At 61.2% G+C, this 21,856-nt stretch carries 22 protein-coding genes; 3 read left to right on the top strand and 19 right to left on the bottom strand.

Features of this window, described 5'->3' with window-relative positions; genetic code table 11:
* The first annotated feature begins 258 nt into the window (after positions 1 to 258).
* Entirely contained in the window at positions 259 to 1,188 is a 930-nt protein-coding gene (locus tag MB84_RS10905) for a DMT family transporter (RefSeq protein WP_046291798.1), read from the top strand.
* A gap of 57 nt (positions 1,189 to 1,245) precedes the next feature.
* Here the strand turns inward: MB84_RS10905 and MB84_RS10900 are convergent, their stop codons facing one another.
* Both MB84_RS10900 and MB84_RS10895 read right to left on the bottom strand, forming a co-directional pair.
* The gene (locus MB84_RS10900; RefSeq protein ID WP_046291797.1) at positions 1,246 to 1,584 is read right to left on the bottom strand and encodes an RnfH family protein; all 339 of its coding nucleotides are present in this window, start codon (positions 1,582 to 1,584) and stop codon (positions 1,246 to 1,248) included.
* Complete coding sequence (locus MB84_RS10895; protein ID WP_046291796.1) at positions 1,574 to 2,008, bottom strand: type II toxin-antitoxin system RatA family toxin; 435 nt, start codon at positions 2,006 to 2,008, stop codon at positions 1,574 to 1,576. The genes MB84_RS10900 and MB84_RS10895 overlap by 11 nt, the downstream gene beginning before the upstream one ends.
* 147 nt (positions 2,009 to 2,155) lie before the next feature.
* Here MB84_RS10895 and smpB point away from each other — a divergent pair, with 147 nt between their 5' ends.
* Positions 2,156 to 2,602, top strand: a complete 447-nt coding sequence (gene smpB, locus MB84_RS10890; RefSeq protein WP_039398704.1) for an SsrA-binding protein SmpB — start codon at positions 2,156 to 2,158, stop codon at positions 2,600 to 2,602.
* 136 nt (positions 2,603 to 2,738) lie between these two features.
* Here the strand turns inward: smpB and MB84_RS10885 are convergent, their stop codons facing one another.
* From MB84_RS10885 to ppsA, 3 genes are all read right to left on the bottom strand, one after another.
* Entirely contained in the window at positions 2,739 to 3,713 is a 975-nt protein-coding gene (locus tag MB84_RS10885) for an SPFH domain-containing protein (RefSeq protein WP_046291795.1), read from the bottom strand.
* 172 nt (positions 3,714 to 3,885) lie between these two features.
* Positions 3,886 to 4,320, bottom strand: coding sequence for an NfeD family protein (locus MB84_RS10880; RefSeq protein ID WP_046291794.1), 435 nt, complete (start codon positions 4,318 to 4,320; stop codon positions 3,886 to 3,888).
* Between the two features lie 156 nt (positions 4,321 to 4,476).
* Complete coding sequence (gene ppsA, locus MB84_RS10875) at positions 4,477 to 6,867, bottom strand: phosphoenolpyruvate synthase (RefSeq protein WP_046291793.1); 2,391 nt, start codon at positions 6,865 to 6,867, stop codon at positions 4,477 to 4,479.
* 265 nt (positions 6,868 to 7,132) lie between these two features.
* Here ppsA and ppsR point away from each other — a divergent pair, with 265 nt between their 5' ends.
* A complete protein-coding gene (gene ppsR / locus MB84_RS10870) occupies positions 7,133 to 8,023 on the top strand; it encodes a posphoenolpyruvate synthetase regulatory kinase/phosphorylase PpsR (protein ID WP_084010032.1) in 891 nt (296 codons plus the stop codon).
* Positions 8,024 to 8,117: 94 nt separating this feature from the next.
* Here ppsR and MB84_RS10865 read toward each other — a convergent pair whose 3' ends face one another.
* The 14 genes from MB84_RS10865 to pyrH all read right to left on the bottom strand — a co-directional run bounded on the left by MB84_RS10865 (position 8,118) and on the right by pyrH (position 21,801).
* The gene (locus tag MB84_RS10865; RefSeq protein WP_046291792.1) at positions 8,118 to 8,897 is read right to left on the bottom strand and encodes a TrmH family RNA methyltransferase; all 780 of its coding nucleotides are present in this window, start codon (positions 8,895 to 8,897) and stop codon (positions 8,118 to 8,120) included.
* On the bottom strand, positions 8,894 to 9,529 hold the full coding sequence (gene rnhB / locus MB84_RS10860; RefSeq protein WP_046291791.1) for a ribonuclease HII: 636 nt from the start codon (positions 9,527 to 9,529) through the stop codon (positions 8,894 to 8,896). The genes MB84_RS10865 and rnhB overlap by 4 nt, the downstream gene beginning before the upstream one ends.
* Positions 9,530 to 9,639: 110 nt before the next feature.
* On the bottom strand, positions 9,640 to 10,815 hold the full coding sequence (gene lpxB, locus MB84_RS10855; protein ID WP_046291790.1) for a lipid-A-disaccharide synthase: 1,176 nt from the start codon (positions 10,813 to 10,815) through the stop codon (positions 9,640 to 9,642).
* 3 nt (positions 10,816 to 10,818) lie between these two features.
* Entirely contained in the window at positions 10,819 to 11,610 is a 792-nt protein-coding gene (gene lpxA / locus MB84_RS10850; RefSeq protein ID WP_046291789.1) for an acyl-ACP--UDP-N-acetylglucosamine O-acyltransferase, read from the bottom strand.
* Positions 11,611 to 11,627: 17 nt separating this feature from the next.
* On the bottom strand, positions 11,628 to 12,086 hold the full coding sequence (gene fabZ / locus MB84_RS10845; protein WP_039398720.1) for a 3-hydroxyacyl-ACP dehydratase FabZ: 459 nt from the start codon (positions 12,084 to 12,086) through the stop codon (positions 11,628 to 11,630).
* Positions 12,083 to 13,168 carry a UDP-3-O-(3-hydroxymyristoyl)glucosamine N-acyltransferase gene (gene lpxD, locus MB84_RS10840; protein WP_046291788.1) on the bottom strand — a complete coding sequence of 362 codons (1,086 nt, stop codon included), beginning with the start codon at positions 13,166 to 13,168 and terminating at the stop codon, positions 12,083 to 12,085. Before lpxD ends, fabZ begins: the two co-directional genes overlap by 4 nt.
* A 14-nt stretch (positions 13,169 to 13,182) precedes the next feature.
* Entirely contained in the window at positions 13,183 to 13,719 is a 537-nt protein-coding gene (locus MB84_RS10835) for an OmpH/Skp family outer membrane protein (protein WP_425415894.1), read from the bottom strand.
* Positions 13,720 to 13,771: 52 nt separating this feature from the next.
* The gene (gene bamA, locus MB84_RS10830; protein ID WP_211279366.1) at positions 13,772 to 16,075 is read right to left on the bottom strand and encodes an outer membrane protein assembly factor BamA; all 2,304 of its coding nucleotides are present in this window, start codon (positions 16,073 to 16,075) and stop codon (positions 13,772 to 13,774) included.
* Between the two features lie 74 nt (positions 16,076 to 16,149).
* On the bottom strand, positions 16,150 to 17,541 hold the full coding sequence (gene rseP, locus MB84_RS10825; protein WP_046291786.1) for an RIP metalloprotease RseP: 1,392 nt from the start codon (positions 17,539 to 17,541) through the stop codon (positions 16,150 to 16,152).
* A gap of 42 nt (positions 17,542 to 17,583) precedes the next feature.
* Complete coding sequence (ispC, locus tag MB84_RS10820) at positions 17,584 to 18,783, bottom strand: 1-deoxy-D-xylulose-5-phosphate reductoisomerase (RefSeq protein ID WP_046291785.1); 1,200 nt, start codon at positions 18,781 to 18,783, stop codon at positions 17,584 to 17,586.
* Positions 18,784 to 18,785: 2 nt separating this feature from the next.
* Positions 18,786 to 19,595: a phosphatidate cytidylyltransferase gene (locus tag MB84_RS10815; RefSeq protein WP_046291784.1), complete on the bottom strand. Its 810-nt coding sequence runs from the start codon at positions 19,593 to 19,595 to the stop codon at positions 18,786 to 18,788.
* Positions 19,595 to 20,377, bottom strand: coding sequence for a polyprenyl diphosphate synthase (gene uppS, locus MB84_RS10810; protein ID WP_046291783.1), 783 nt, complete (start codon positions 20,375 to 20,377; stop codon positions 19,595 to 19,597). Before uppS ends, MB84_RS10815 begins: the two co-directional genes overlap by 1 nt.
* A gap of 64 nt (positions 20,378 to 20,441) precedes the next feature.
* Entirely contained in the window at positions 20,442 to 21,002 is a 561-nt protein-coding gene (frr, locus tag MB84_RS10805; protein WP_046291782.1) for a ribosome recycling factor, read from the bottom strand.
* 85 nt (positions 21,003 to 21,087) lie between these two features.
* Positions 21,088 to 21,801 (bottom strand): UMP kinase, encoded by a 714-nt coding sequence (pyrH, locus tag MB84_RS10800; RefSeq protein ID WP_046291781.1) that lies wholly within the window; start codon positions 21,799 to 21,801, stop codon positions 21,088 to 21,090.
* Positions 21,802 to 21,856 lie beyond the last annotated feature (55 nt).

The following is a 21,856-nucleotide window of genomic DNA, read 5'->3' as shown; positions in this document are numbered from 1 at the left end:
GCATGGCAGGTCTGCCCCACATGTCAAGGGGCTTTTTCCCCGAGGGACAGATTCGCCCCCCCGCTGAGGGCAAAACCCGCCATCGCCCGGCAGGAAGTCATGGGCCGGACCTCGCCCCCGCCAAGTGCCGGATTTCACAATCAGCCCGCACGGCGCGAGTGCTATTCTTGCGCCCTCTACGGCAGGCACTCGACCGGGCGCTTCCTGCATTAACCACCGCATAACCACGCATTCACCACCAACCACGGGCTAGATTTCATGGGGAAAGGCATTTCGTACGGACTGGCGGCGGGCGCGCTGTGGGGACTGGTGTTCCTTGCCCCACGCCTGCTGCCCGGCTTCTCGCCGCTGGAGTTGTCGGCAGCGCGCTACGTCCTGTACGGATTGGTCTCGGCAGTATTCCTCGCCCCACTTTGGCCGCGCTTGCGCCATACCGTCACGAGTAACGACTGGCGGGCGTTATTCCGCCTGAGTCTCGTCGGCAATCTGGTCTATTACCTGTTTGTCGCCGCCTCGGTGCAGATGGCGGGCATCGCGCCGGCGTCGCTGATCGTGGGTGTGCTCCCTGTGACGGTCACTCTGATCGGCAGTCGCGATCATGGCGCCCTCCCGCTGTCGAAGCTCGCGGGCCCGCTGGCCCTGGTCGTCGCCGGGATTGTTTGCATCAATGTCGACGTCTTCACGCATGCCGCCGCGAGCGGTGGCGACTGGCGGCTGACGCTTGCTGGCGTCGTTTGCGCGGTGGGGGCATTGGCGAGTTGGACATGGTATGCCGTCGCCAACGCCCGATATCTCGCGAAATTCGGGCATTTCACGAGTCAAGAATGGTCGTTGCTGACGGGGGTGGCGACAGGGGTGCTGGCATGCGCACTGGCGATTGCCGCCCTGCTGCTGCCGCATCCGGGGACAGCGGACGTGCCGCGTGACTGGCAGATGTTTCTGATCGTGAATATCGCCGTGGCCATCGGCGCGTCGACCATCGGCAATGCATTCTGGAATGCAGCGAGCCGGACGCTGCCGCTCACGCTGTCGGGGCAACTGATCGTGTTTGAAACGCTGTTCGCGCTCGTCTACGGCTTTATCTACGAGCACCGGCTGCCGCGTCTGCTGGAGATCGCCGCGGTGACGTTATTGTTGGCGGGCGTCAGCGCATCGGTGCGATTGCACTCGCGGGGATCGACGCACTGATCGACGGCAGATCCGGCACGAAACCGTCCGGTCCGCCTCAGCCTTGCCCCATCGGCCTCAGCTACCCTTGCGGGCGCTGCCCAGCCACTTCTGCCCTTCGCGGCTGCCCTCGTTGCGGACTTTTTCGACGCGGCGCTGACGCGCCAGCTTCGGATCCGCCTTGAGCGCGCGGTAGATCTCGACACGATCGCCCGCCTCCACCGCAGCATCCAGCGCGCGCACCTTGCCGAAAACGCCGACCTTCATGCGGCCGAGATCCAGCGCCGGGAACCGTTGCAGCAATCCGCTGCGCTCGATCGCGTCGCGCATCGTCGCGCCTTGTGCCAGCGTCAGCGGGATAATCGTTTGCTCGCTGGGCAGTGCGTAGCAGACTTCGACGTTAAGCTCACTTGGCATAAACCGTCTCCGCACGTTTGACGAAGGCGTCTACGAATGTGTTCGCAATGTGACTGAACACCGGGCCGATGACCTTTTCGAGCAGGAAATTCGTAAACTCGTAGTGCAGACCGAATTCGATCTTGCAGGCGTTCTCGCGTAGGGCCGTAAACTTCCACGTGCCGTGAAAACGTTTGAAAGGCCCCTCGACGAAGGTCATCTGGATCGAGTGCGGACGCTCCTGGATATTGCGCGTCGCGAACGAATGCTTCAGCCCCTTGAAGTCGATGATCAGCGACGCTTCCATGCTGTGCTCGTCCTGATGCCGAATATCGACACCGCCGCACCACGGCAGGAATTTAGGGTAATCGGCGACATTGGTCACCAGATCGTACATTTGCTCGTCGGAAAAATGCACGAGAACGGTTTTACTGACTTCGGCCATCGTCTGTCGGGCTGTGAGTGCATGCGATACGTGCGCTGTCGATGCGCGTGTGTCGCAAGCCGCCTCTTGCCGAGACTCTTTGTTAAAATCGCTATTTTACCCGAGCCCGACTCACCGGGTCCGACCAAGTTACCCCGCCAAGGATCCATGAGCATCATCGACAACAGAAAGGCCTTCTTCGACTACTTCATCGAGGAGCGATTCGAAGCCGGCATCGCGCTCGAAGGGTGGGAAGTCAAGGCTATTCGCGCCGGGCGGGCGCAGATCAAGGAAGGCTATGTCGTCATCAAGAATGGCGAGATCTTTCTGATCGGCGCGCACATCAGCCCGCTGCAATCGGCATCGACGCACATCAACCCCGATCCGGTCCGCACCCGAAAACTGCTGCTCAAAGCCGATGAAATCAAGAAACTCATCGGCAAAGTCGAGCAACGCGGCTACACGATCGTCCCGCTTAACTTTCACTACAGCAAGGGCCTCGTGAAATGCGAGATCGGGCTGGGCAAGGGCAAGAAGCTGCACGACAAGCGAGAGACGGAAAAGGAACGCGATTGGAATCGCGAGAAAGCGCGCCTCATGCGCAATCCGACCTGAGATAGACGCTGAAGGACAAATGAAGCGCGACAGCGCTCGCGCGCAAAAGAAAACGGCCCGCTCGGGCCGTTTTCATTTCGTCAGTCATCTGCGCGACTGAGGGCGCCTCCCGGCACCCTCGTCCGCCCGCTTTCACTTAACGGCGCGGCGCAGAGTTGCCGAAGCCGCCAGTGCTACCGTCGACAGGGGCATTCGAGCCACCCTCGGTGCCACGCACGATCTTGAGTGCCGATGCGATCATGCCGCTCATGTCCGAAAAGTTGCCCGGCACGATCAGCGTGTTGTTCGTCTTGGCGACCTTGCTGAAGGCGTCGACATACTGCTCGGCGACCTTCAGGTTGACGGCTTCCATCCCGCCTTGCGTCTGAATCGCCGTGGCAATCTTGTGGATGGCTTCGGCGTTGGCCTCCGCCACGGCAAGGATGGCCGCCGCCTCGCCCTGCGCCTGGTTGATCGCCGCCTGACGCTCGCCTTCCGACTTCTGAATCGCCGCCTCGCGCGCACCTGACGCCAGGTTGATCTGCTCCTGCTTCTTCCCTTCCGAGGCTGCGATCAACGCACGCTTTTCACGCTCTGCCGTGATCTGCGCCTGCATGGCGTGCAGAATTTCCTTCGGCGGCGTCAGATCCTTGATCTCGTAGCGCAGGACCTTCACGCCCCAGTTCGCCGCCGCTTCATCGAGCGCATTCACCACGCTGTGATTGATGAACTCCCGCTCCTCGAACGTCTTGTCCAGTTCCAGCTTGCCGACCACGCTGCGCAGGGTCGTCTGTGCGAGCTGTGTAATGGCCACGATAAAGTTGCTCGAGCCGTACGACGCCTTCATCGGATCCGTCACCTGGAAGTACAGAATGCCGTCCACCTGCAGCTGCGTGTTGTCCTTGGTGATACAGATCTGGCTCGGAACGTCGAGCGGAATTTCCTTGAGCACGTGCTTGTAAGCGACACGGTCGACAAACGGCACGACGATCGACAGGCCCGGTGTAAGCGTCCCGTGATACTTACCGAGACGCTCCACCACCCACGCGTGCTGCTGCGGCACGATCTTGATCGACCGGGCCGCGATGATCACCGCGATGATGAAGAGAATGAATGCGACGTTGGATAACATGTTTTCCCCTGAAGCGCCGACCTTGGTGGCCAGCTAGTTCCCCGACGCCCCGCAATGGCGGGACATGTCGTCTGACCGCAACGACGCCGAAGTGTTCTGTCCACGGACCGACATCGGGCGAGAAGCATCGACGTCGGCCATGGAACTGCGCAATCTGCGCGATCTGTGCGATCTATGCCGCCACATGCGCGACGTACAACCGGCTACCGCGCACCTCGCGGATGACGAACCATCCGGCATCGGGCACTTCTCCCGGCATCAGTTCCACATCCCACTCTGCGCCCCGGTACATGGCGCGCGCCTGACCATCGGGACGCCATGCCTCGACATGCAAACGCTGACCGATATCGAGGTTGGTGTTGGGGTCAGCCGACGCATCGACCTTGATACGACGCCGCCCGAACCGGCTGCGTCGCAACAACCAGACCGCCACCCCGGCGACGATTGCCGCCACCACCCACTGCAACGGCCCGTCGGCACGCAGCAGCGCCGCAACGCCGCCGGCCGCCACGCCAAGCGCCACCATCAGGAGATAGAACGTCCCGCTCGCCAGCTCCAGCACCACGATCAACCCAGCCACGCCGAACCAAAGCCAAGCCTGCTCCATCGCAACTCCCAGAAACGAAAAAACCCCGGTTTTATACCGGGGTTTATAGCACGAAACTCACCGATCAGCGCACGCGTCCCAAGGGGTGACGCAGCCTTTCAGTGGCGTCCGAGATGCCGCTCGGACGCTTCCTATTTCAGGTGTTTCTCGCGACGCTTACTTCGCCACCTTGGCGAGTTGTTGCCACGTTTCCACGACCGTATCCGGGTTCAGGGACATCGAGACGATGCCTTCCTTGACCAGCCATTCGGCCAGATCCGGATGGTCCGACGGGCCCTGACCGCAGATGCCGACGTACTTGCCCTGCGCCAGGCAGGCCTTGATGGCACGGCTGAGCATGAACTGCACTGCCGGGTCACGCTCGTCGAAGTCCTTTGCCAGCAATTCCATGCCCGAATCGCGGTCCAGACCCAGCGTGAGCTGCGTCAGATCGTTCGAACCGATCGAGAATCCATCGAAGTACTCGAGGAACTGGTCAGCCAGAATCGCGTTCGACGGCACTTCGCACATCATGATCAGCTTGAGACCGTTTTCGCCACGCTTCAGGCCATAGCCGGCGAGCATGTCGACCACGCGCTCCGCCTGACCCAGCGTACGCACGAACGGCACCATGATCTCGACGTTCGTCAGACCCATGTCGTCGCGAACGCGCTTGAGCGCACGGCACTCCATCTCGAATGCTTCAGCGAAGTCTTCCGAGATGTAACGCGACGCGCCACGGAAGCCCAGCATCGGGTTTTCTTCATCCGGCTCGTAACGCGAGCCGCCGATGAGCTTCTTGTACTCGTTGGACTTGAAGTCCGACAGACGCACGATCACGCTCTTCGGGTAGAAAGCCGCCGCAATCGTGGCGATGCCTTCAGCCAGCTTGTCGACGTAGAACGCGCGCGGCGACGCGTGACCGCGAGCCACCGATTCCACCGCCTTCTTCAGGTCGGCGTCGATATTCGGGTACTCGAGAATCGCACGCGGGTGCACGCCGATGTTGTTGTTAATGATGAATTCCAGACGCGCCAGACCCACACCGCTGTTCGGCAGTTGTGCAAAGTCGAAGGCCAGCTGCGGATTGCCCACGTTCATCGTGATCTTCACCGGGATCTTCGGCATCTCGCCGCGTTGGATCTCGGTCACTTCGGTCTCGAGCAGACCGTCGTAGATCTTGCCTTCGTCGCCCTCTGCGCACGACACGGTCACGAGCGCGCCGTCCTTCAGCAGGTCGGTGGCGTCACCGCAACCGACCACGGCCGGCACACCCAGCTCACGCGCGATGATGGCCGCGTGGCACGTACGGCCGCCGCGGTTCGTCACGATGGCCGAAGCGCGCTTCATCACCGGCTCCCAGTTCGGGTCGGTCATGTCGGCAACCAGCACGTCGCCCGGCTGCACGCGCTCCATCTCGCTCGGATCCAGGATCACACGCACCGGACCCGCACCGATCTTCTGGCCGATCGCGCGGCCCGTGGTCAGCACCGGGGCGTCGCCCTTGAGCTTGAAGCGCTGTTCGGCCTTGCCGACCGACTGGCTCTTCACCGTCTCCGGACGCGCCTGAAGAATGTAGATCTTGCCGTCCTTGCCGTCCTTGCCCCACTCGATGTCCATCGGGCGACCGTAGTGCTTCTCGATGATCAGCGCGAACTTGGCCAGTTCGACGCAGTCGTCGTCGGTGATCGAATAGCGGTTACGCAACTCCATCGGCACGTCGATGGTCTTCACGCGGCCCGGCTCGCCCGGCTGCGTGAATTCCATCTTGAGCAACTTCGAGCCAAGCGTGCGGCGGATGATCGGGTACTTGCCGGCGTTGAGCGTCGGCTTGAAGACGTAGAACTCGTCCGGATTCACCGCGCCCTGCACGACCGTCTCACCGAGGCCGTAGCTGGCCGTGATGAACACCACGTCCTGGAAGCCCGACTCGGTGTCGATCGTAAACATCACGCCCGACGCGCCGCAGTCCGAGCGCACCATGCGCTGCACACCGGCCGACAACGCCACTTCGGCGTGCGTGAAGCCCTTGTGAACGCGGTACGAGATGGCGCGGTCGTTATACAGCGACGCGAACACGTGCTTCATGCGATCCAGCACGTCTTCGATGCCGACGACGTTCAGGTAGCTTTCCTGCTGACCGGCGAACGAGGCGTCCGGCAGGTCTTCTGCGGTCGCCGACGAACGCACGGCAAACGACGCGTCCGGCTGGTCGGCCGCGATGCGTGCGAACTGTTCGCGGATGTCCTTTTCGAGCTGCGGTTGCAGCGGCGCGTCGACGATCCATTGACGGATTTCGGCACCGGCTTCCGCGAGCGCCTTGACGTTATCGACGTCCAGACCCTCGAGACGCTTGGCAACGCGCTCGGTCAGGTTGTTGTGCTGGAGGAACTCGCGAAATGCGAAAGACGTGGTGGCGAACCCACCCGGCACGCGAACGCCTGCGTTGGCCAGTTGGCTGATCATTTCGCCGAGCGATGCATTCTTGCCGCCGACCGACTCGACGTCGGTCATGCGCAGATGCTCAAACGGCACCACGTAGGCGCCGTCGTGTGCTGCGTTAGTCATAAAAGCCCCTAAGGTAAGAAAAAAAATTCTCGGCGGACCGGCTGGGCCTGACATGGGCCGGTCGACCTGTTGGATAAGAAATCGCGCCTTGGCAGCGCCGGGAACCAGGGGCTACCGCCCGACGTCCTGCATCGAACCACCGTCATTTCCCGGAGCGCCCCGTCAGGCGGGGCTGACATGGAACCGGGCGCGATGGTCGCGCAATTGCTTATCCAACAAGTTGCCGCTATTCTACCGTGCAATGCACCATTTTGCGATTCTGCGCATGAGCGACGCCCTCACTCCCGGAGATTCCCTGACACCCGCCCCTGACGCCCCCGCCGCGCCGGTCAAACCGGTTGCCGCGCGGCCCGTCTTCATCGTCTCCGATGGCACAGGGATTACGGCCGAGACGTTTGCGCATTCGATCCTGGCGCAATTCGAGATGCGTTTCCGTCAGATTCGCGTTCCGTTCGTGGATTCCGTCGATAAAGCCTATGAGACGGCCCAACGCATCAATGAAATGTATCGGACCGAAAACGTTCGTCCGATCATTTTCAGCACGTTGGTGGACGCCAGGGCCAACGAAATCCTGCGCAATTGCCAGGGCGTGATTCTCGACATGTTCCAGACGTTCATCGAGCCGCTGGAGCAGGAACTCAATCTCAAGTCGATGCATGCTATCGGCCGCGTGCACCAGAACGCCGACAGCGAAGCGTACAAGAACCGGATCGAGGCGGTGAACTTCTCGCTCGCCCACGACGACGGCCAGTCCAACAAGAACCTGCAAAGCGCCGACGTGATTCTCGTGGGCGTGTCACGCAGCGGGAAGACGCCAACGACGCTCTATCTCGCCATGCAGTACGGCGTGAAGGCTGCCAACTATCCGCTGATCCCCGACGATTTCGAGCGCGAGAAACTGCCCTCCACACTCGACCAGTACAAGGATAAGATTTTCGGACTTTCCATCGATCCGCAACGACTTTCCGAAATCCGCAACGAGCGTCGTCCGGGCAGCAAGTATGCGTCGCTAGAAAACTGCCGCTACGAGGTCAACGAAGCCGAGGCCATGATGCGCCGCGAAGGGATCAAGTGGCTCTCCTCGACGCACAAGTCGATTGAGGAAATCGCGACGACGATCCTTCAGGAAATCAAGCTGGAGCGCGACGTCTACTAACTAACGTCGGTCGACGCCTGCTTGAGTGCCATTCAGCACGATAGCAACGCAAAAGGGACGCATAAGCGTCCCTTTTTCATTCGCACCGGCCAACTTACGACAAGCGCTGTCGCACCGCCTCGAACAAGCAAATCGCTGCGCACGCCGCGACATTCAGCGACTCCATGCCGCCCGGCTGAGGAATGCGGATCGGTGTCTGCACACGTTCAAGCCAATGGGGCGACACCCCCGCCCCTTCGTTGCCGAACACCCACGCCACCGGATGACGTAAATCCTGCTCGTAGAGTGACGTACTCGCTTGCAGGCTTGTGGCCAACAATGGCACCGACAGTCGCGGCGCCAGCGAATCCGGCGTGCAATGCTCGACGATGTTCAACGAAAAATGCGCGCCCATGCCCGAGCGCAACACTTTGCTCGACCACGTAAGCGCCGTGCCTGACATGCAGTAGACGTCGCGCACGCCTGCGGCCGCTGCGCTGCGCAGGATGGAGCCAACGTTGCCTGCGTCCTGCACAGCATCGAGAATCACGCAGTCGGTCGTTTGCGATGACGGCAAACGCCCCGAAGGCATCTCCACCACGAAGAGCAGCGACACGCCGTTGACCAACGTCGACAACGGCTCGAACAGCGCCTCGGGCAGACACACGCGTCGATCCGCCTCGACCCGTGCCCAAATCTGAGCGACTTCGTCGTTATCCAGCGCCGATTCTGCCGCGACGCAAACGAGTGGCTGTCCTAGCGCACCGAGATAGGCGTCGGCAAGATGCACGCCTTCGAGCAGCGTCTGCCCCAGCTTGCGGCGCTGCTGGTTCGACTGCGCGAGTGCCTTCAGGCGCTTGTAGAAGGGATTGTCTTTGGAACTGATGAGCTTCATGACGTGCGGACCGCGCGTGACACCGTCAACGTGCCGAAAATTTCAAACGCTTCGCGCACAGGCGCAAACGACTGGCGATGATGCGGACTGGGTCCATGGGCGCGCAGCGCTTCGAGGTGTCTGGGCGTGCCGTATCCGACGTGCTCGTCGAAACCGTACTGCGGAAACTCGTCGTGAAGTGCCGCCAACTGACGGTCACGCGTGACTTTCGCCAGAATCGACGCAGCCGAAATCGCAGGCACCTTGTCGTCCCCCTTGATCACGGCCTCGGCACGCATTGGCAACACGGGGCATCGATTGCCATCGATGAGCGCCAGTGCCGGCACACGCGTAAGTCCGTTCACCGCGCGCTGCATGGCGAGCATCGTCGCGTGAAGGATATTCAGGGAATCGATTTCCGCCACGCTCGCTTCGGCAATGCAAAACGCCAGCGAGCGCTCGACGATTTCCTCATAAAGCGCCTCGCGACGAAGTGCCGTGAGCTTCTTCGAATCGGCCAACCCTTTGATCGGGCGCGATGGGTCGAGAATCACCGCTGCGGTCACGACCGGCCCCGCCAGCGGTCCGCGCCCGACCTCATCCACGCCGCAAGTCAGATCGGCCGCGATATCCGCGAAAAGGTCGAACACCATTTGAGGAGGCGTTGCCTTTACCGCACGCGTCCGGGGCTTAGCGGCGGGAGACGGCACGCCATCGATCACGGCAATCTTGCGCGTGGTCCGACGCCCTGTCCCGTCGTTCGTCATAGCCGCCCCTTTTCGCGCAGCACACGCTCGATGACTTCCGCCGAACGCGCTGCCGTGTTCTGACGCAATTCCTCGTGAATCTTCGTGAAACGCGCTTGCAGCGATGCGCGCAACGCCGGATCGGTCAATTGCTGCCAGACCGCATTGGCCAGCGCTTCCGGCGTTGCGAAATGTTGCAACAGCTCCGGCACGACGAACTCGCCGCACAGAATGTTCGGCAAGCCGACGTAAGGCAAATAGCCCTGGCGTTTCATAATCTGCGCCGTCAGCCAGGGCACCTTATACGAGATCACCATCGGCTTTTTGTACAGCGCGGCTTCCAGCGTTGCTGTCCCGCTGGCAAGAAGCACGCTGTCTGCGGCTTCCAATGCCAGCGGCGCACGTCCGTCGATCACCGTCAGATTGAAGTCGCTATGCGCATCGAAAATCGGCTGCATCAGCACGCGCAGACGGGGCGTTGCAACCGGCAGAACGAATCGAATCGACGGATCTCGCTTGGCCAGCAGACGCATCGCCGCGAAAAACACCGGCGTGAGACGCTGCACTTCAGACGTACGACTGCCCGGCAGAATCGCAACGACGGGCCCATCGCCCTGAAGCCCCAATGTGGCGCGCGCCCCTGCGACGTCGGGCACCATCGGAATCTTGTCCGCCATCGGATGACCGACGAACGTGGCGTCGATGCCTGCACGGTGATAGATCTCGGGTTCGAACGGAAACAGGCACAGCATGTGATCGACGGCGCGCTTGATCTTCTTGATGCGTCCACCGCGCCACGCCCAGATCGACGGGCTCACGAAGTGAATCGTCGGAATGCCCGCTTCACGCAGCTTGATTTCGAGATCGAAGTTGAAGTCCGGCGCATCGAAGCCGACGAACGCCATCGGCTTTTCCGCCAGCCAGCGCTCGCGCAGTTGCTTTCGAATCGATAGGATTTCGCGCAGATGCTTGATGACTTCGACGTAGCCCATGACGGAGAGCTTGTCGATCGGCCAATAGGCGTCGAAGCCCTCTTCCGCCATGTGCGGACCTCCGACACCCGCGTAGGCGATGTCGGCCGGAAGACTCTGCTTGAGACCGGCAAGCACGTTGCCGGCAATGAGATCGCCTGACAGCTCCCCGGCCACCATCGCCAGGGTTCGCTGGCCGGCGCCGGGAAGGGTCGGCGGCATAGGTCAGCGCACGATACCGCGCGTGCTTGCGTTGAGGAAATCGAGGAGTGCGCGCACTGCCTCGAAGACGTCCGGGGCACCGGCATTGCCGAAGGCTTCGATTTGCACCTTGGCTTCGTCCAACGTCAACCCGCTCTTGTAGAGCAGTTTGTACGCGTGGCGCAGTGCCGTGATTGCATCGGCGGAAAACCCGCGACGACGCAGCCCTTCGACGTTGATGCCGTACGGTACCGCACGGTCACCCGAGGCGATCACGAACGACGGCACGTCCTGCACCAGCACCGACGCACCGCCCACCATCGCGTGAGCACCGATGCGCACGAACTGATGCACACCGGTCATGCCGCCGATGATGGCCCAGTCGTCGACATGGACATGGCCCGCCAACTGCGCGTTGCTAGAGAACACCGTGTGATTACCAACGTGGCAATCGTGCGCGATGTGCACGTAGGCCATGATCCAGTTGTCGTTGCCGACACTCGTCAGACCACCGTCCTGCACCGTACCGGTGTGGATGGTCGTGAACTCGCGAATCGTATTGCGATCACCGATAACGAGCCTGGTCGGCTCGCCCGCATACTTCATATCCTGCGGAACACCGCCGACCGATGCGAACGGGCCGATCTTGTTGCCCTCGCCCAGCGTCGTATGACCGTCGATCACCGTATGCGCAAGAATCTGCGTACCGGCGCCGACCGTCACGTTCGGGCCGACAATCGCGTACGGACCGACGACGACGTCGGCCGCGAGTTGCGCCTTCGGATCGACGACGGCAGTGGAATGAATGTTCGTCATGAGCGTCTCAGTTCCGGTTATTCGCCGTTCTTCTTGACCATGCACATGAACTCGGCTTCGGCAGCCAGCTTGCCGTCCACCGTTGCCTCACCCTTGAACTTATAAAAACCGCGCTTGTGGCTGATGAAATCGACCGAGAGAATGAGCTGATCACCCGGTTCGACCGGACGCTTGAAGCGTACGTTCTCGATGCCCACGAAATAATAGAGCGTGTTTTCGTCGTGCACCGCCTCTTCCGAGAAAGTGAGCAACGCTGCGGCCTGCGCCAACGCTTCAACGATCAGCACACCCGGCATGACCGGACGCTGCGGGTAATGGCCGGTGAAGTACGGCTCATTGATCGTGACGTTCTTGATGACCTTGATGTTCTTGTGCGGCTCCAGTCCGATCACGCGATCCACCATCAGCATCGGATACCGATGCGGCAGCAGCTTCATGATCTTGTGGATGTCGATAGTAATAGTGGTCTCGCTCATTTATCTTGCAGGTCCTTGACCTTCGCTTCAAGTTGACGCACGCGGTCGCGCATCTTGTCCAGATTGCGCATGATCGCCGCGTTTTTATTCCATTCGGCGTTCGGGATCGCCGGAAACGCGCTGGTGTAAGTGCCCGGGCCGGGAATCGATTTCGACACCCCTGACTTTGCCGTCACGATGACCTTGTCTCCAAGCGTCACATGGCCCGCGATGCCGACGTTGCCGCCCAGCATGCAGAATTTACCGATCGTGCTGCTGCCGGCGATACCGGTGCATGCAGCAATAACCGTAAAGGCGCCGACACGCACGTTGTGCGCGATCTGCACCTGATTGTCGATCTTGCAGCCGCGCTCGATGACGGTATCCGCCATGGCGCCACGGTCGATGGTCGTCGACGCGCCGATCTCGACGTCGTCTTCGATCACCGCACGCCCCACCTGCGGAATCTTCACCCATTCACCGCCTGTCGCGGAGAAATCGGGCGCGAAACCGAAACCGTCCGAGCCGATGACCGTGCCCGCGTGAATCACGCAACGCGCACCGATCACACTCGTGTGATACAGCGTGGCATTCGGATACACGAGCACATCGTCGCCCAGCGTCGTACCCCGGCCGACGAACACGTTCGCCATCAGACGGACGCGCTCGCCCAGACGCACCCCCGCTTCGATCACAACGTTCGGCCCAATCACGCACGAGGCCGGCACGACGGCCGAAGGATCGACGACGGCACTCGGATGGACGCCAGCAGGAGGCACCGGTGTCGCCGCGTCGGCGAACATCTGTGCCACGCGGGCAAAGTACGCGTACGGATTCGGCGCAACGATCCACGCGCGACCTTCATGTGAAGGCAGCTTGTCGAAGTCGGCTTTGGAGAGAATGACAGCAGCCGCACCCGAGTTGGGCACTTCTGCGAGATAAAGCGGATTGGACAGGAAGGCCAGTTGCTTTGCACCCGCGCGATCGAGCGGCGCGAGGCCTTCCACGGCAACGTTGCCATCGCCCACCAGTTCGCCGCCGAAGCGTGCGATCAGTTGGGCCAGTGTGACGGATGGCACGGAGGGTGTAGACGATCCCGACATGGAATGCCCGCCCGTCACTTGCCGCTGGCGCCGCCACCCGAACTTGCGTTCAGCGTCTTGAGCACCTTGTCCGTAATGTCGATACGCGGGCTGACGTAGACCGCTTCCTGCACGATCAGATCGTACTTGTCCGTCTCGGCAATCTGCTTGATGACGCGGTTCGCGCGATCGAGCACGGCAGCAAGTTCTTCGTTGCGACGCTGGTTCAGATCTTCACGAAACTCGCGTTGCTTGCGCTGAAACTCGGTGTCGGCGGCGGCCAGATCACGCTGACGCTTGGCGCGCTCGGCGTCGCTCAACGTCGGATTGTCCTTGTCGAGCTTGTCCGACATCGCCTTGAGACGTTGGGCCATGTCTTGCAGCGCCTTGTCTCGCGTGGAGAATTCGGCCTCAAGTTTGGCTTGTGCGGCCTTGGCCGGCGTGGAATCGCGCAGAATACGATCCGAATTCACAGCGGCGATGCGCGCATCCTGAGCCGTGGCAGCAAAGGCCGCACCGGCCAGCAACGCCGCGGCGACGCCGCGAAGGCAATGCTTACGGATACCGTTCAATGTATTACCCCTTACAACGATGAAACGTTCGGAACCGGTCGATCTGCCGTCATTAGAACGACGTACCGACCTGGAACTGGAATTTCTGATACTGGTCGCCCGTCTTCTTGACAAGCGGGAAGCCCATCGAGAGCTTGAGCGGGCCAATCGGCGAAATCCATGACAGACCGAAACCGTAAGAATAGCGCAGGTTATTGAAGGTAATCGCCTGGCCGTTATCGAACACGTTACCGCCGTCGAGGAACGTAAAGATACGCAGCGTACGATCGTAACCTGTGCCCGGCAGCGGGAACGTCAGCTCGATGTTACCGATCAGCTTCGATGCCCCCCCCAGCGGTTCGCCGTTGGTGTCCTTCGGACCCAGCGAGCTCGGCTCATAACCACGCACCGAACCGATACCGCCCGCGAAGTAGTTCTTGAAAATCGGGAACGGCTGACCGCCCAAACCGTGGCCGTAGCCCACTTCGCCGTTCAGCGCCAGCGTGAAGCCGCGGCTCACCGGGTAGTAGTACTGGTGCTGGTAGTACGCGCGGAAGTACTTGGTCGTTCCGATCGGCGTACCGATTTCAAGGTTCGCCTGTTGGTAGTGACCGCGGTTCGGGATCAGCGCGCTGTCACGCGAGTCGCGCGACCAACCCACCGTCAGCGGATAGTTGTTGCTGACATAGCCGAACTGGTTGGCATAGTCGATGTAGCGTTGCGGCGTCGTGCCGTCGCTCGTCAGGTGCAGACGCGTCTGTTCGAAGCCCAGACCGAAGAAGACCGTGTCGACTTCCGAGAACGGCACGCCGAACTTCAGGTTGCCGCCGAGCGTGTTGATACGGAAATCCGAATCGCTCGTCAGCAACAGCGGCTGATACGTACGGTAGTAGATGTCGGTAATACGGCTCACACCGTCAACCGTGAAATACGGGTCGACTTGCGTCACGGCCAACGTACGGTACGTCTTACCGGTGTTCACGTTCACGGACAGCGACGTACCCGAGCCGAACACGTTGTCCTGGCTGATACCGGCCTGCAACACCACCTTGTCGGTCGAGGAGAAACCGGCACCGACGTTGATCGTGCCCGTCGGCTTTTCTTCCACCTTCACCTGAAGGTCGACCTGGTCATTCGAACCGGCCACCGGCTCGGTCGTCACGTTCACGTCGGTGAAGTAGCCCAGACGGTTGATACGGTCCTGCGACAGCTTCAGGCGGTCGGCGTCGTACCACGAGCTTTCCAGCTGGCGCAGTTCGCGGCGAATCACTTCGTCACGCGTACGCGAGTTGCCCACAATGTTGATCTTGCGCACATACACACGACGGCCCGGATCGATCGTCAGATTGAGCGCAACGGTGTGGTTGTTACGGTCGATGTTCGGCTGGGCGTTTACGTTCGCGAACGCGAAACCGTAGTTACCCAACAAATCGGAGATGGCTTTCGTGCTCGCCTGCAGCTTGGCCGCCGAGAAGGTATCGCCGGCCTTGAGTTGAATGAGCTTCTGGATGTCGTCCTGCTTGCCGAGCATTTCGCCCGTGAGCTTGACGTCCGACACCTTGTAGGGCTCGCCTTCGTGAATGTTGATCGTGAGGAACATCTCGTCCTTGTCCGGCGTGATCGAGACGTCGGTGGAGTCGATGTTGAATTCCAGATAACCGCGGTTCAGATAGAACGAACGCAGCTTTTCCAGATCGCCCGTGAGCTTGTCCTTCGAGTACAGGTCGTTCTTCGAGTACCACGACAGCCAGTTCGGCGTGCCCAGTTCCATCTCGGCCGTCAGGTCCGACGACGAGAAAGCCTTGTTGCCCACGAAGTTGATCTGCTGAATCGTCGCCTTCGGGCCTTCCGTCACGGCGAACTGGATACCCACGCGATTGCGCTCGAGCGGCGTGATCGTCGTCTTGACCTCGGCAGCGTAGTAACCGCGCGTAAGGTATTGACGCTTGAGTTCTTGCTCAGACTTGTCGAGCAGGTTGCGGTCGAAGGTGCGACCTTCGGTCAGGCCGACCGAGCGCAGTGCCTTCTTCAGACCGTCTTTGTCGAATTCCTTGATGCCGAGGAAGTCGATGGAAGCAATTGCGGGACGCTCGTTGACGTGCACCACCAGCACGCTGCCCTGCGCTTCAACGCTCACGTCCGAGAACAGGCCCGTGGCATAAAGGGCACGAATTGCTTCGGTACCCTTATCATCGTTGAACTTGTCACCGGGTTTGACCGGGAGGTACGAGAAGACGGTACCGGGTTCAATACGCTGCAAGCCCTCCACTCGGATATCCTTGACCACAAACGGCTCGACGGCCCGTGCCAGGAAACTGTGTGCCGCCAGAACCGCAATCACCAGGGTCTTCGGAACAAGGTGGTATTTATTCGACAACTTGCTTCCCCAAGAAACAATTGAATCGTGAAAAACTCGGATTTGCCTGCGACCGGCAGGCACGTGACGCTGTCCTAGTGCAACAACTTCGACAGGTCGTTGAAAAGTGCTACGGCAGAGAGCGCAAGGATGCAAACGATGCCCACTCGTTGCAGCGCGCCCTGCCACCGTTCGGAAACTGCCCGACCGGTCATCGCTTCGACCGCATAATATAACAGATAGCCACCGTCCAAAACCGGAATTGGCAATAGATTCAATACGCCGAGGCTAATGCTGACAAGCGCCAGAAAGGCGATGAAATAATCCAGACCAAGCCGCGCTGAACGCCCTGCGTAATCCGCAATCGTCACCGGACCGCTCAGATTCTTGAGCGATGCCTGCCCAGTGATCATCTTCCCAAACATGCGCACGCTGAAGGCCGTCACGTCCCACGTGCGCTGCGCCCCGCGGCCGATCGCCTCGAACAGCCCGTAGCGGACAGTCACCGAATCGACCTGACTGGCCAGCGCTGCGCCGATCTTACCCACGCGCTCGCCACCCGCCGTTGCCGAATCGACTTCCACATTAGGCGTGAGCGTGACGTTTCGAGGGCTGCCGTCCCGACGCACCGTCAGGGTCATCGGCTTGCCGGGGTGGGCGCGAACGGCATCGACGAGTGCCTTGGCCGAGGTTACGGGAGTGCCGTCCACCGCCGTAATCTCGTCGCCCACGCGCAACCCGGCGAGCCCCGCAGCGCCGCCTGCGATGATCTGCCCCACCTTCACACGCGCCGAAGGCACCAGGCCCAAACGCTGCATGAAGTCCTGCTCGCCGTCCGCATCGAAACGCTGCCCGGCCGCGTCCAGCGCGTATTCCGCACGGCCATCGCGCGTACGCGCCACCAGCGTCACGCGTTGTCCTTCGATCATCGGGTCGACAAGACGCCAGCGAAGATCTTCCCAGGAACGCACGGCAGATTCCTCCCCGACCGCCTCATCGGGACGTGTGCCGTTTTCCCGCACTCCCGTGATCAGTTCACCGCCGGACAGCCCTGCACGGGCCGCGAGCGTGCCGGCCGGCGGCGGCGCGATTCGCGCGACAGGCTCCGTCACGCCAGCCAGATTCAGGCTCGCATAGAGGGCAATGGCAAGGAGGAAGTTGGCGACCGGACCGGCCGCCACAATAGCGAAACGCTTGTAGACAGACTTCTGATTGAACGCACGCGCCCGGTCTTCCGGGGCGACGATCTGTGTTTCGTCACGCTCGTCGAGCATGCGGACGTAGCCGCCGAGCGGCAACGCGCAGACCGTCCATTCGGTGCGATCGCGCCCCATCGTCCATTTGAGGAGCGGTGTTCCGAAGCCCACGGAGAATCGCAGAACCTTCACGCCGCAAAGCCTTGCGACCGTGTAGTGGCCCAACTCATGGAACACCACCAGAACACCAATGGCGACGGCGAACGCTAGCAACGTGGTCAGCAAATTCATGAGCGAACGGGCCCCGGGGAAGTTACGACATGGGCAGCGGCGTCAGGAACGCGCTGGTGCAGGCAAACCGGCAACGATCTCCGTCGCCAGTTCGCGGGCACGACGATCGGCTTCAAGCACGACCTCGAGCGAGGTGGCCTCACCCACGGCGACCGCATCGAGCACGCGCTCGACTACCTGCGCAATTGCGGTGAAACGGATGCGTCCTTCCAGGAACGCCGCCACGGCCACTTCGTTGGACGCATTGAGCAAAGCACCCGCCGTACCACCACGATGCAGTGTATCGAACGCCAGACGCAGACACGGGAAACGGCGCAGATCCGGCGCTTCGAACGTCAGCTTGCCGATGTCCGCGAGATTCAGTCCGGCAACGCCCGACGTCACCCGGTCGGGAAACGCCAGCGCGTGAGCGATCGGCGTGCGCATATCGGGGTTACCGAGTTGCGCCAGTGTCGAGCCGTCGGTGTACGTAACCATCGAGTGAATCACGCTTTGCGGATGGATCAGTACCTCGATCTTTTCCGGCGGCATATTGAACAGCCAGTGCGCCTCGATGACTTCAAGGCCCTTGTTCATCATGCTCGCCGAATCCACCGAGATCTTGCGCCCCATCACCCAGTTCGGGTGTGCGCATGCTTCGTCCGGCGTCACGTTCTCGAGCGACGCCAGCTCGCGCTCGCGAAACGGGCCACCCGAAGCCGTTAGCACCAGTTTCTCGACGCCACGCGTCGAAATACGGCTCTCGCCCGCCACTTGCGGCAGGCATTGGAAAATGGCGTTGTGCTCGCTATCGAGCGGCAGCAATGTGGCGCCCGCGCGTTCGGCCGTCGCCATGAACAACGCACCGGAAAGCACCAGCGACTCTTTGTTCGCCAGCAGAATCCGTTTGCCCGCGCGCGCGGCGGCGAGTGTCGATTGCAGACCTGCCGCGCCCACGATAGCCGCCACGACCATCGTGATCTCACCAGCCTCGGCGATTTCGATCAGCGCTTGCGGACCGTACGTCACTTCGATCTTCAGGCCCGCCTCGGCCAGACGCGCCGACAGCGTGCGGGCGCCCTCTGCGTCGGCCACGACCGCCACTTGCGGACGATGGGCAACACACTGTTCAAAAAGACGATCGAGATTACGGTGCGCCGATAGCGCGTAGACCGAAAAGCGATCCGGATGACGCCCCACGACATCGAGCGTGCTAACGCCGATGGAGCCAGTGGAGCCGAGAATGGAAAGACGTTGCGACATGATCAGACGAAGAGCATAGCCAGCGGGAGCACCGGGAGCAGCGCGTCGATTCGATCGAGCACACCGCCATGACCGGGCAGCAGCGCGCTGGAATCCTTCACGCCCGCTTGCCGCTTGAGTTGAGATTCGAACAGATCGCCCACGACCGAGAAAGCCACCAGCACGGTCAGCGCCAATGCGCCGAGTGCGAGGCCCAACGTGCTGGCGAGATGAGAAACGATGGTCGGCGCCTGCAATCCGCTGACGAGTACCACCGCAGCTATCGCGAGTACAAGCAACCAGCCGCCGATGGCACCTTCCCACGACTTTCCGGGGCTGATCGAGGGCGCAAGCTTGCGTTTGCCGAAAGCTCGCCCGGCGAAATAGGCGCCGGTGTCGGCGAGCCAGACGATGACGAGCACCGACAGCAGGAAGGCGACGCCACGCTCACGAGCGAGACAAAGCGCCTGCCAGGCAGCAATCAGCAATACCGGCCCAGCCACCAGCAACAGACCACGCCACGCGCCTTGCGTCGCGGGCTTACGTGCGAGGGTGTAGGGCCCGGCGAGAATCCAGAAGACGGCGGCAGGTTTTAGCCAGATCGACGACAGCGTCCAGCCTTCCGCCCAGGTCAACCCGACACCCAACAGGGCCAGCGCACCATAAAAGACGGCGCCCGTGCCGTTAAGGCCGACCAGACGCCCCCACTCCCACCCGGCGGCCGCAACGATCACGGCCGCGAGCAGCGCGAACTGCGCCGGGGTACCGACGAAGATCACGGGCAAAAGGATGGCGAGAAGTACGACAGCGGTAATAACGCGTGTCTTGAGCATCAGGCGGATTGTCCCGAGGGGTTCTGGACTTGCGCGCTGGTACGGCCGAAACGGCGTTCGCGCTGCTGAAACTCGGCGACCGCCCGCTTAAGCGTATTGGCGTTGAAGTCCGGCCAGAATTCTTCGGTGAAATACAGTTCAGTGTACGCCAGTTGCCAAAGCAGAAAATTACTGACGCGCTGATCGCCACCGGTGCGGATAAAGAGATCCGGCTCCGGCGCATAGGCCATACTCAGATAAGGCGCGAGATCGTCTTCCGAAAAAGATGCTTCGAGCGCCGCAGCCCCACCCTGCGCGACACGCGCAGCGGCGAGCTTCTGAGCGGCCTGGAGAATATCCCACCGCCCGCCATAATTGGCGGCGATGGTCAGGGTGAGACCCTTGTTGTCCTGCGTGCGCTCTTCCGCACGCCGGACGAGTTCCTGAATGCGAGGCTCGAACGCTTCGAGCGCACCAATGACGCGAAGACGGATGCCGTTGCTATGCAGCTTACCCACCTCGCGCTCGAGCGCAAGAATGAAAAGCTGCATGAGCGTCGAGACTTCATCCTGCGGACGACGCCAGTTCTCGGAACTGAACGCGAACAGGGTCAGATACTCGACGCCCAGCTCGGCACATGCCGTCACCGCTTCACGCACGGCGTCAACACCACGCTTATGCCCCGCAACGCGGGGCAATTTACGACTGGTAGCCCAACGCCCGTTGCCGTCCATGACGATGGCAACGTGGCGCGGAATGCTCGCTGTCTCAGGAGCAGAAAGCGTAGAGCTGAGAAAACCCATTGAATTACGGCGCGGAGTCGGGCGCGAAAGTCTGCGGAGATTGAGCGGTAAGTGCCGTGAGCACTTAAACCGTCATGATCTCGGCGTCCTTCTGCTTCACCAGCTCGTCGATTTCGGCGACGAACTTGTCGGTGAACTTCTGGACATCGTCGCCGCCACGGCGCTCGTCGTCTTCCGAGATTTCCTTGTCTTTCACCAGCTTCTTGAGTTGCTCGTTGGCGTCGCGACGCAGATTACGCACGGCAACCTTGGCGTTTTCGCCTTCCGACTTCACCAGCTTCGTCATTTCACGACGGCGCTCTTCGGTCAGTTGGGGCATCGGCACGCGAATCAGGTCACCTTGCGTCGCCGGGTTCAGGCCCAGATCCGACTCGCGGATGGCCTTTTCGACCTTCGGGACCATGTTCTTTTCCCACGCCTGCACGCCGATCGTACGCGCGTCGACGAGGCTCACGTTGGCAACTTGAGAGATGGGCACCATCGAACCGTAATAATCGACCTGGACGTGATCGAGCAGGCCAACGTGCGCGCGGCCAGTACGAATCTTCGCCAGGTTGTTCTTGAACGACTCGATCGAGCTCTTCATCTTTTGCTCGACATTCTTCTTGACGTCAGCAACGCTCATGGCAACCTCCAAACCTAAATTGTTACGCAAACATAAAATGATACGGCGTCGACGCGCCAATACGCGTCGACGCCGCAATTCGAACTCAAACGTGGACGAGCGTTCCCTCGTCTTCACCGAGGATGACGTGCTTGAGCGCACCCGGCTTCACGATCGAGAAAACGCGCACCGGCATCTTCTGATCGCGGCACAGCGCGAAAGCCGTCGCGTCCATGACCTGCAGGTTCTTCGAGATCGCCTCGTCGAAGCTGATGGTCGAGTACTTCACTGCGTCCGGAACCTTCTTCGGGTCGGCCGAGTACACGCCGTCGACCTTGGTCGCCTTGAGCACGACTTCGGCGCCGACTTCCGAGCCACGCAGCGCAGCGGCCGTGTCGGTGGTGAAGAACGGATTGCCCGTGCCAGCGGCGAAGATCACGACTTTACCCTCTTCGAGCTGACGAATCGCGCGGGGGCGGATGTACGGTTCAACGACCTGGTCCATACGCAGCGCGGATTGCACACGCGCTTCGATGCCGGCGTGACGCATCGCGTCCTGCAGCGCCAGGGCGTTCATCATCGTGGCGAGCATGCCCATGTAGTCGGCCGTCGCGCGGTCCATACCTGCGGCACCGCCAGCCACACCCCGGAAGATATTGCCACCGCCGATCACGACGGCCAATTGCGTGCCCAGGCGAACGACTTCGGCAATATCGTCAACCATCCGCTCGATGGTTGCGCGGTTGATGCCGAACGAATCGTCACCCATGAGGGCTTCACCAGAGAGCTTGAGAAGTACGCGTTTGTAAGGAGTAGACATGGCGGTCCTTAAGAAGTCTGGTCGGGCACTGTTGGGGTATTCTGGATGAAACAAC

It is taken from the genome of Pandoraea oxalativorans, assembly GCF_000972785.3.
Classification (GTDB): domain Bacteria; phylum Pseudomonadota; class Gammaproteobacteria; order Burkholderiales; family Burkholderiaceae; genus Pandoraea; species Pandoraea oxalativorans.
Note: the sequence above shows the minus strand (reverse complement) of the source record. Positions and strands in the feature narration are given on the sequence as shown.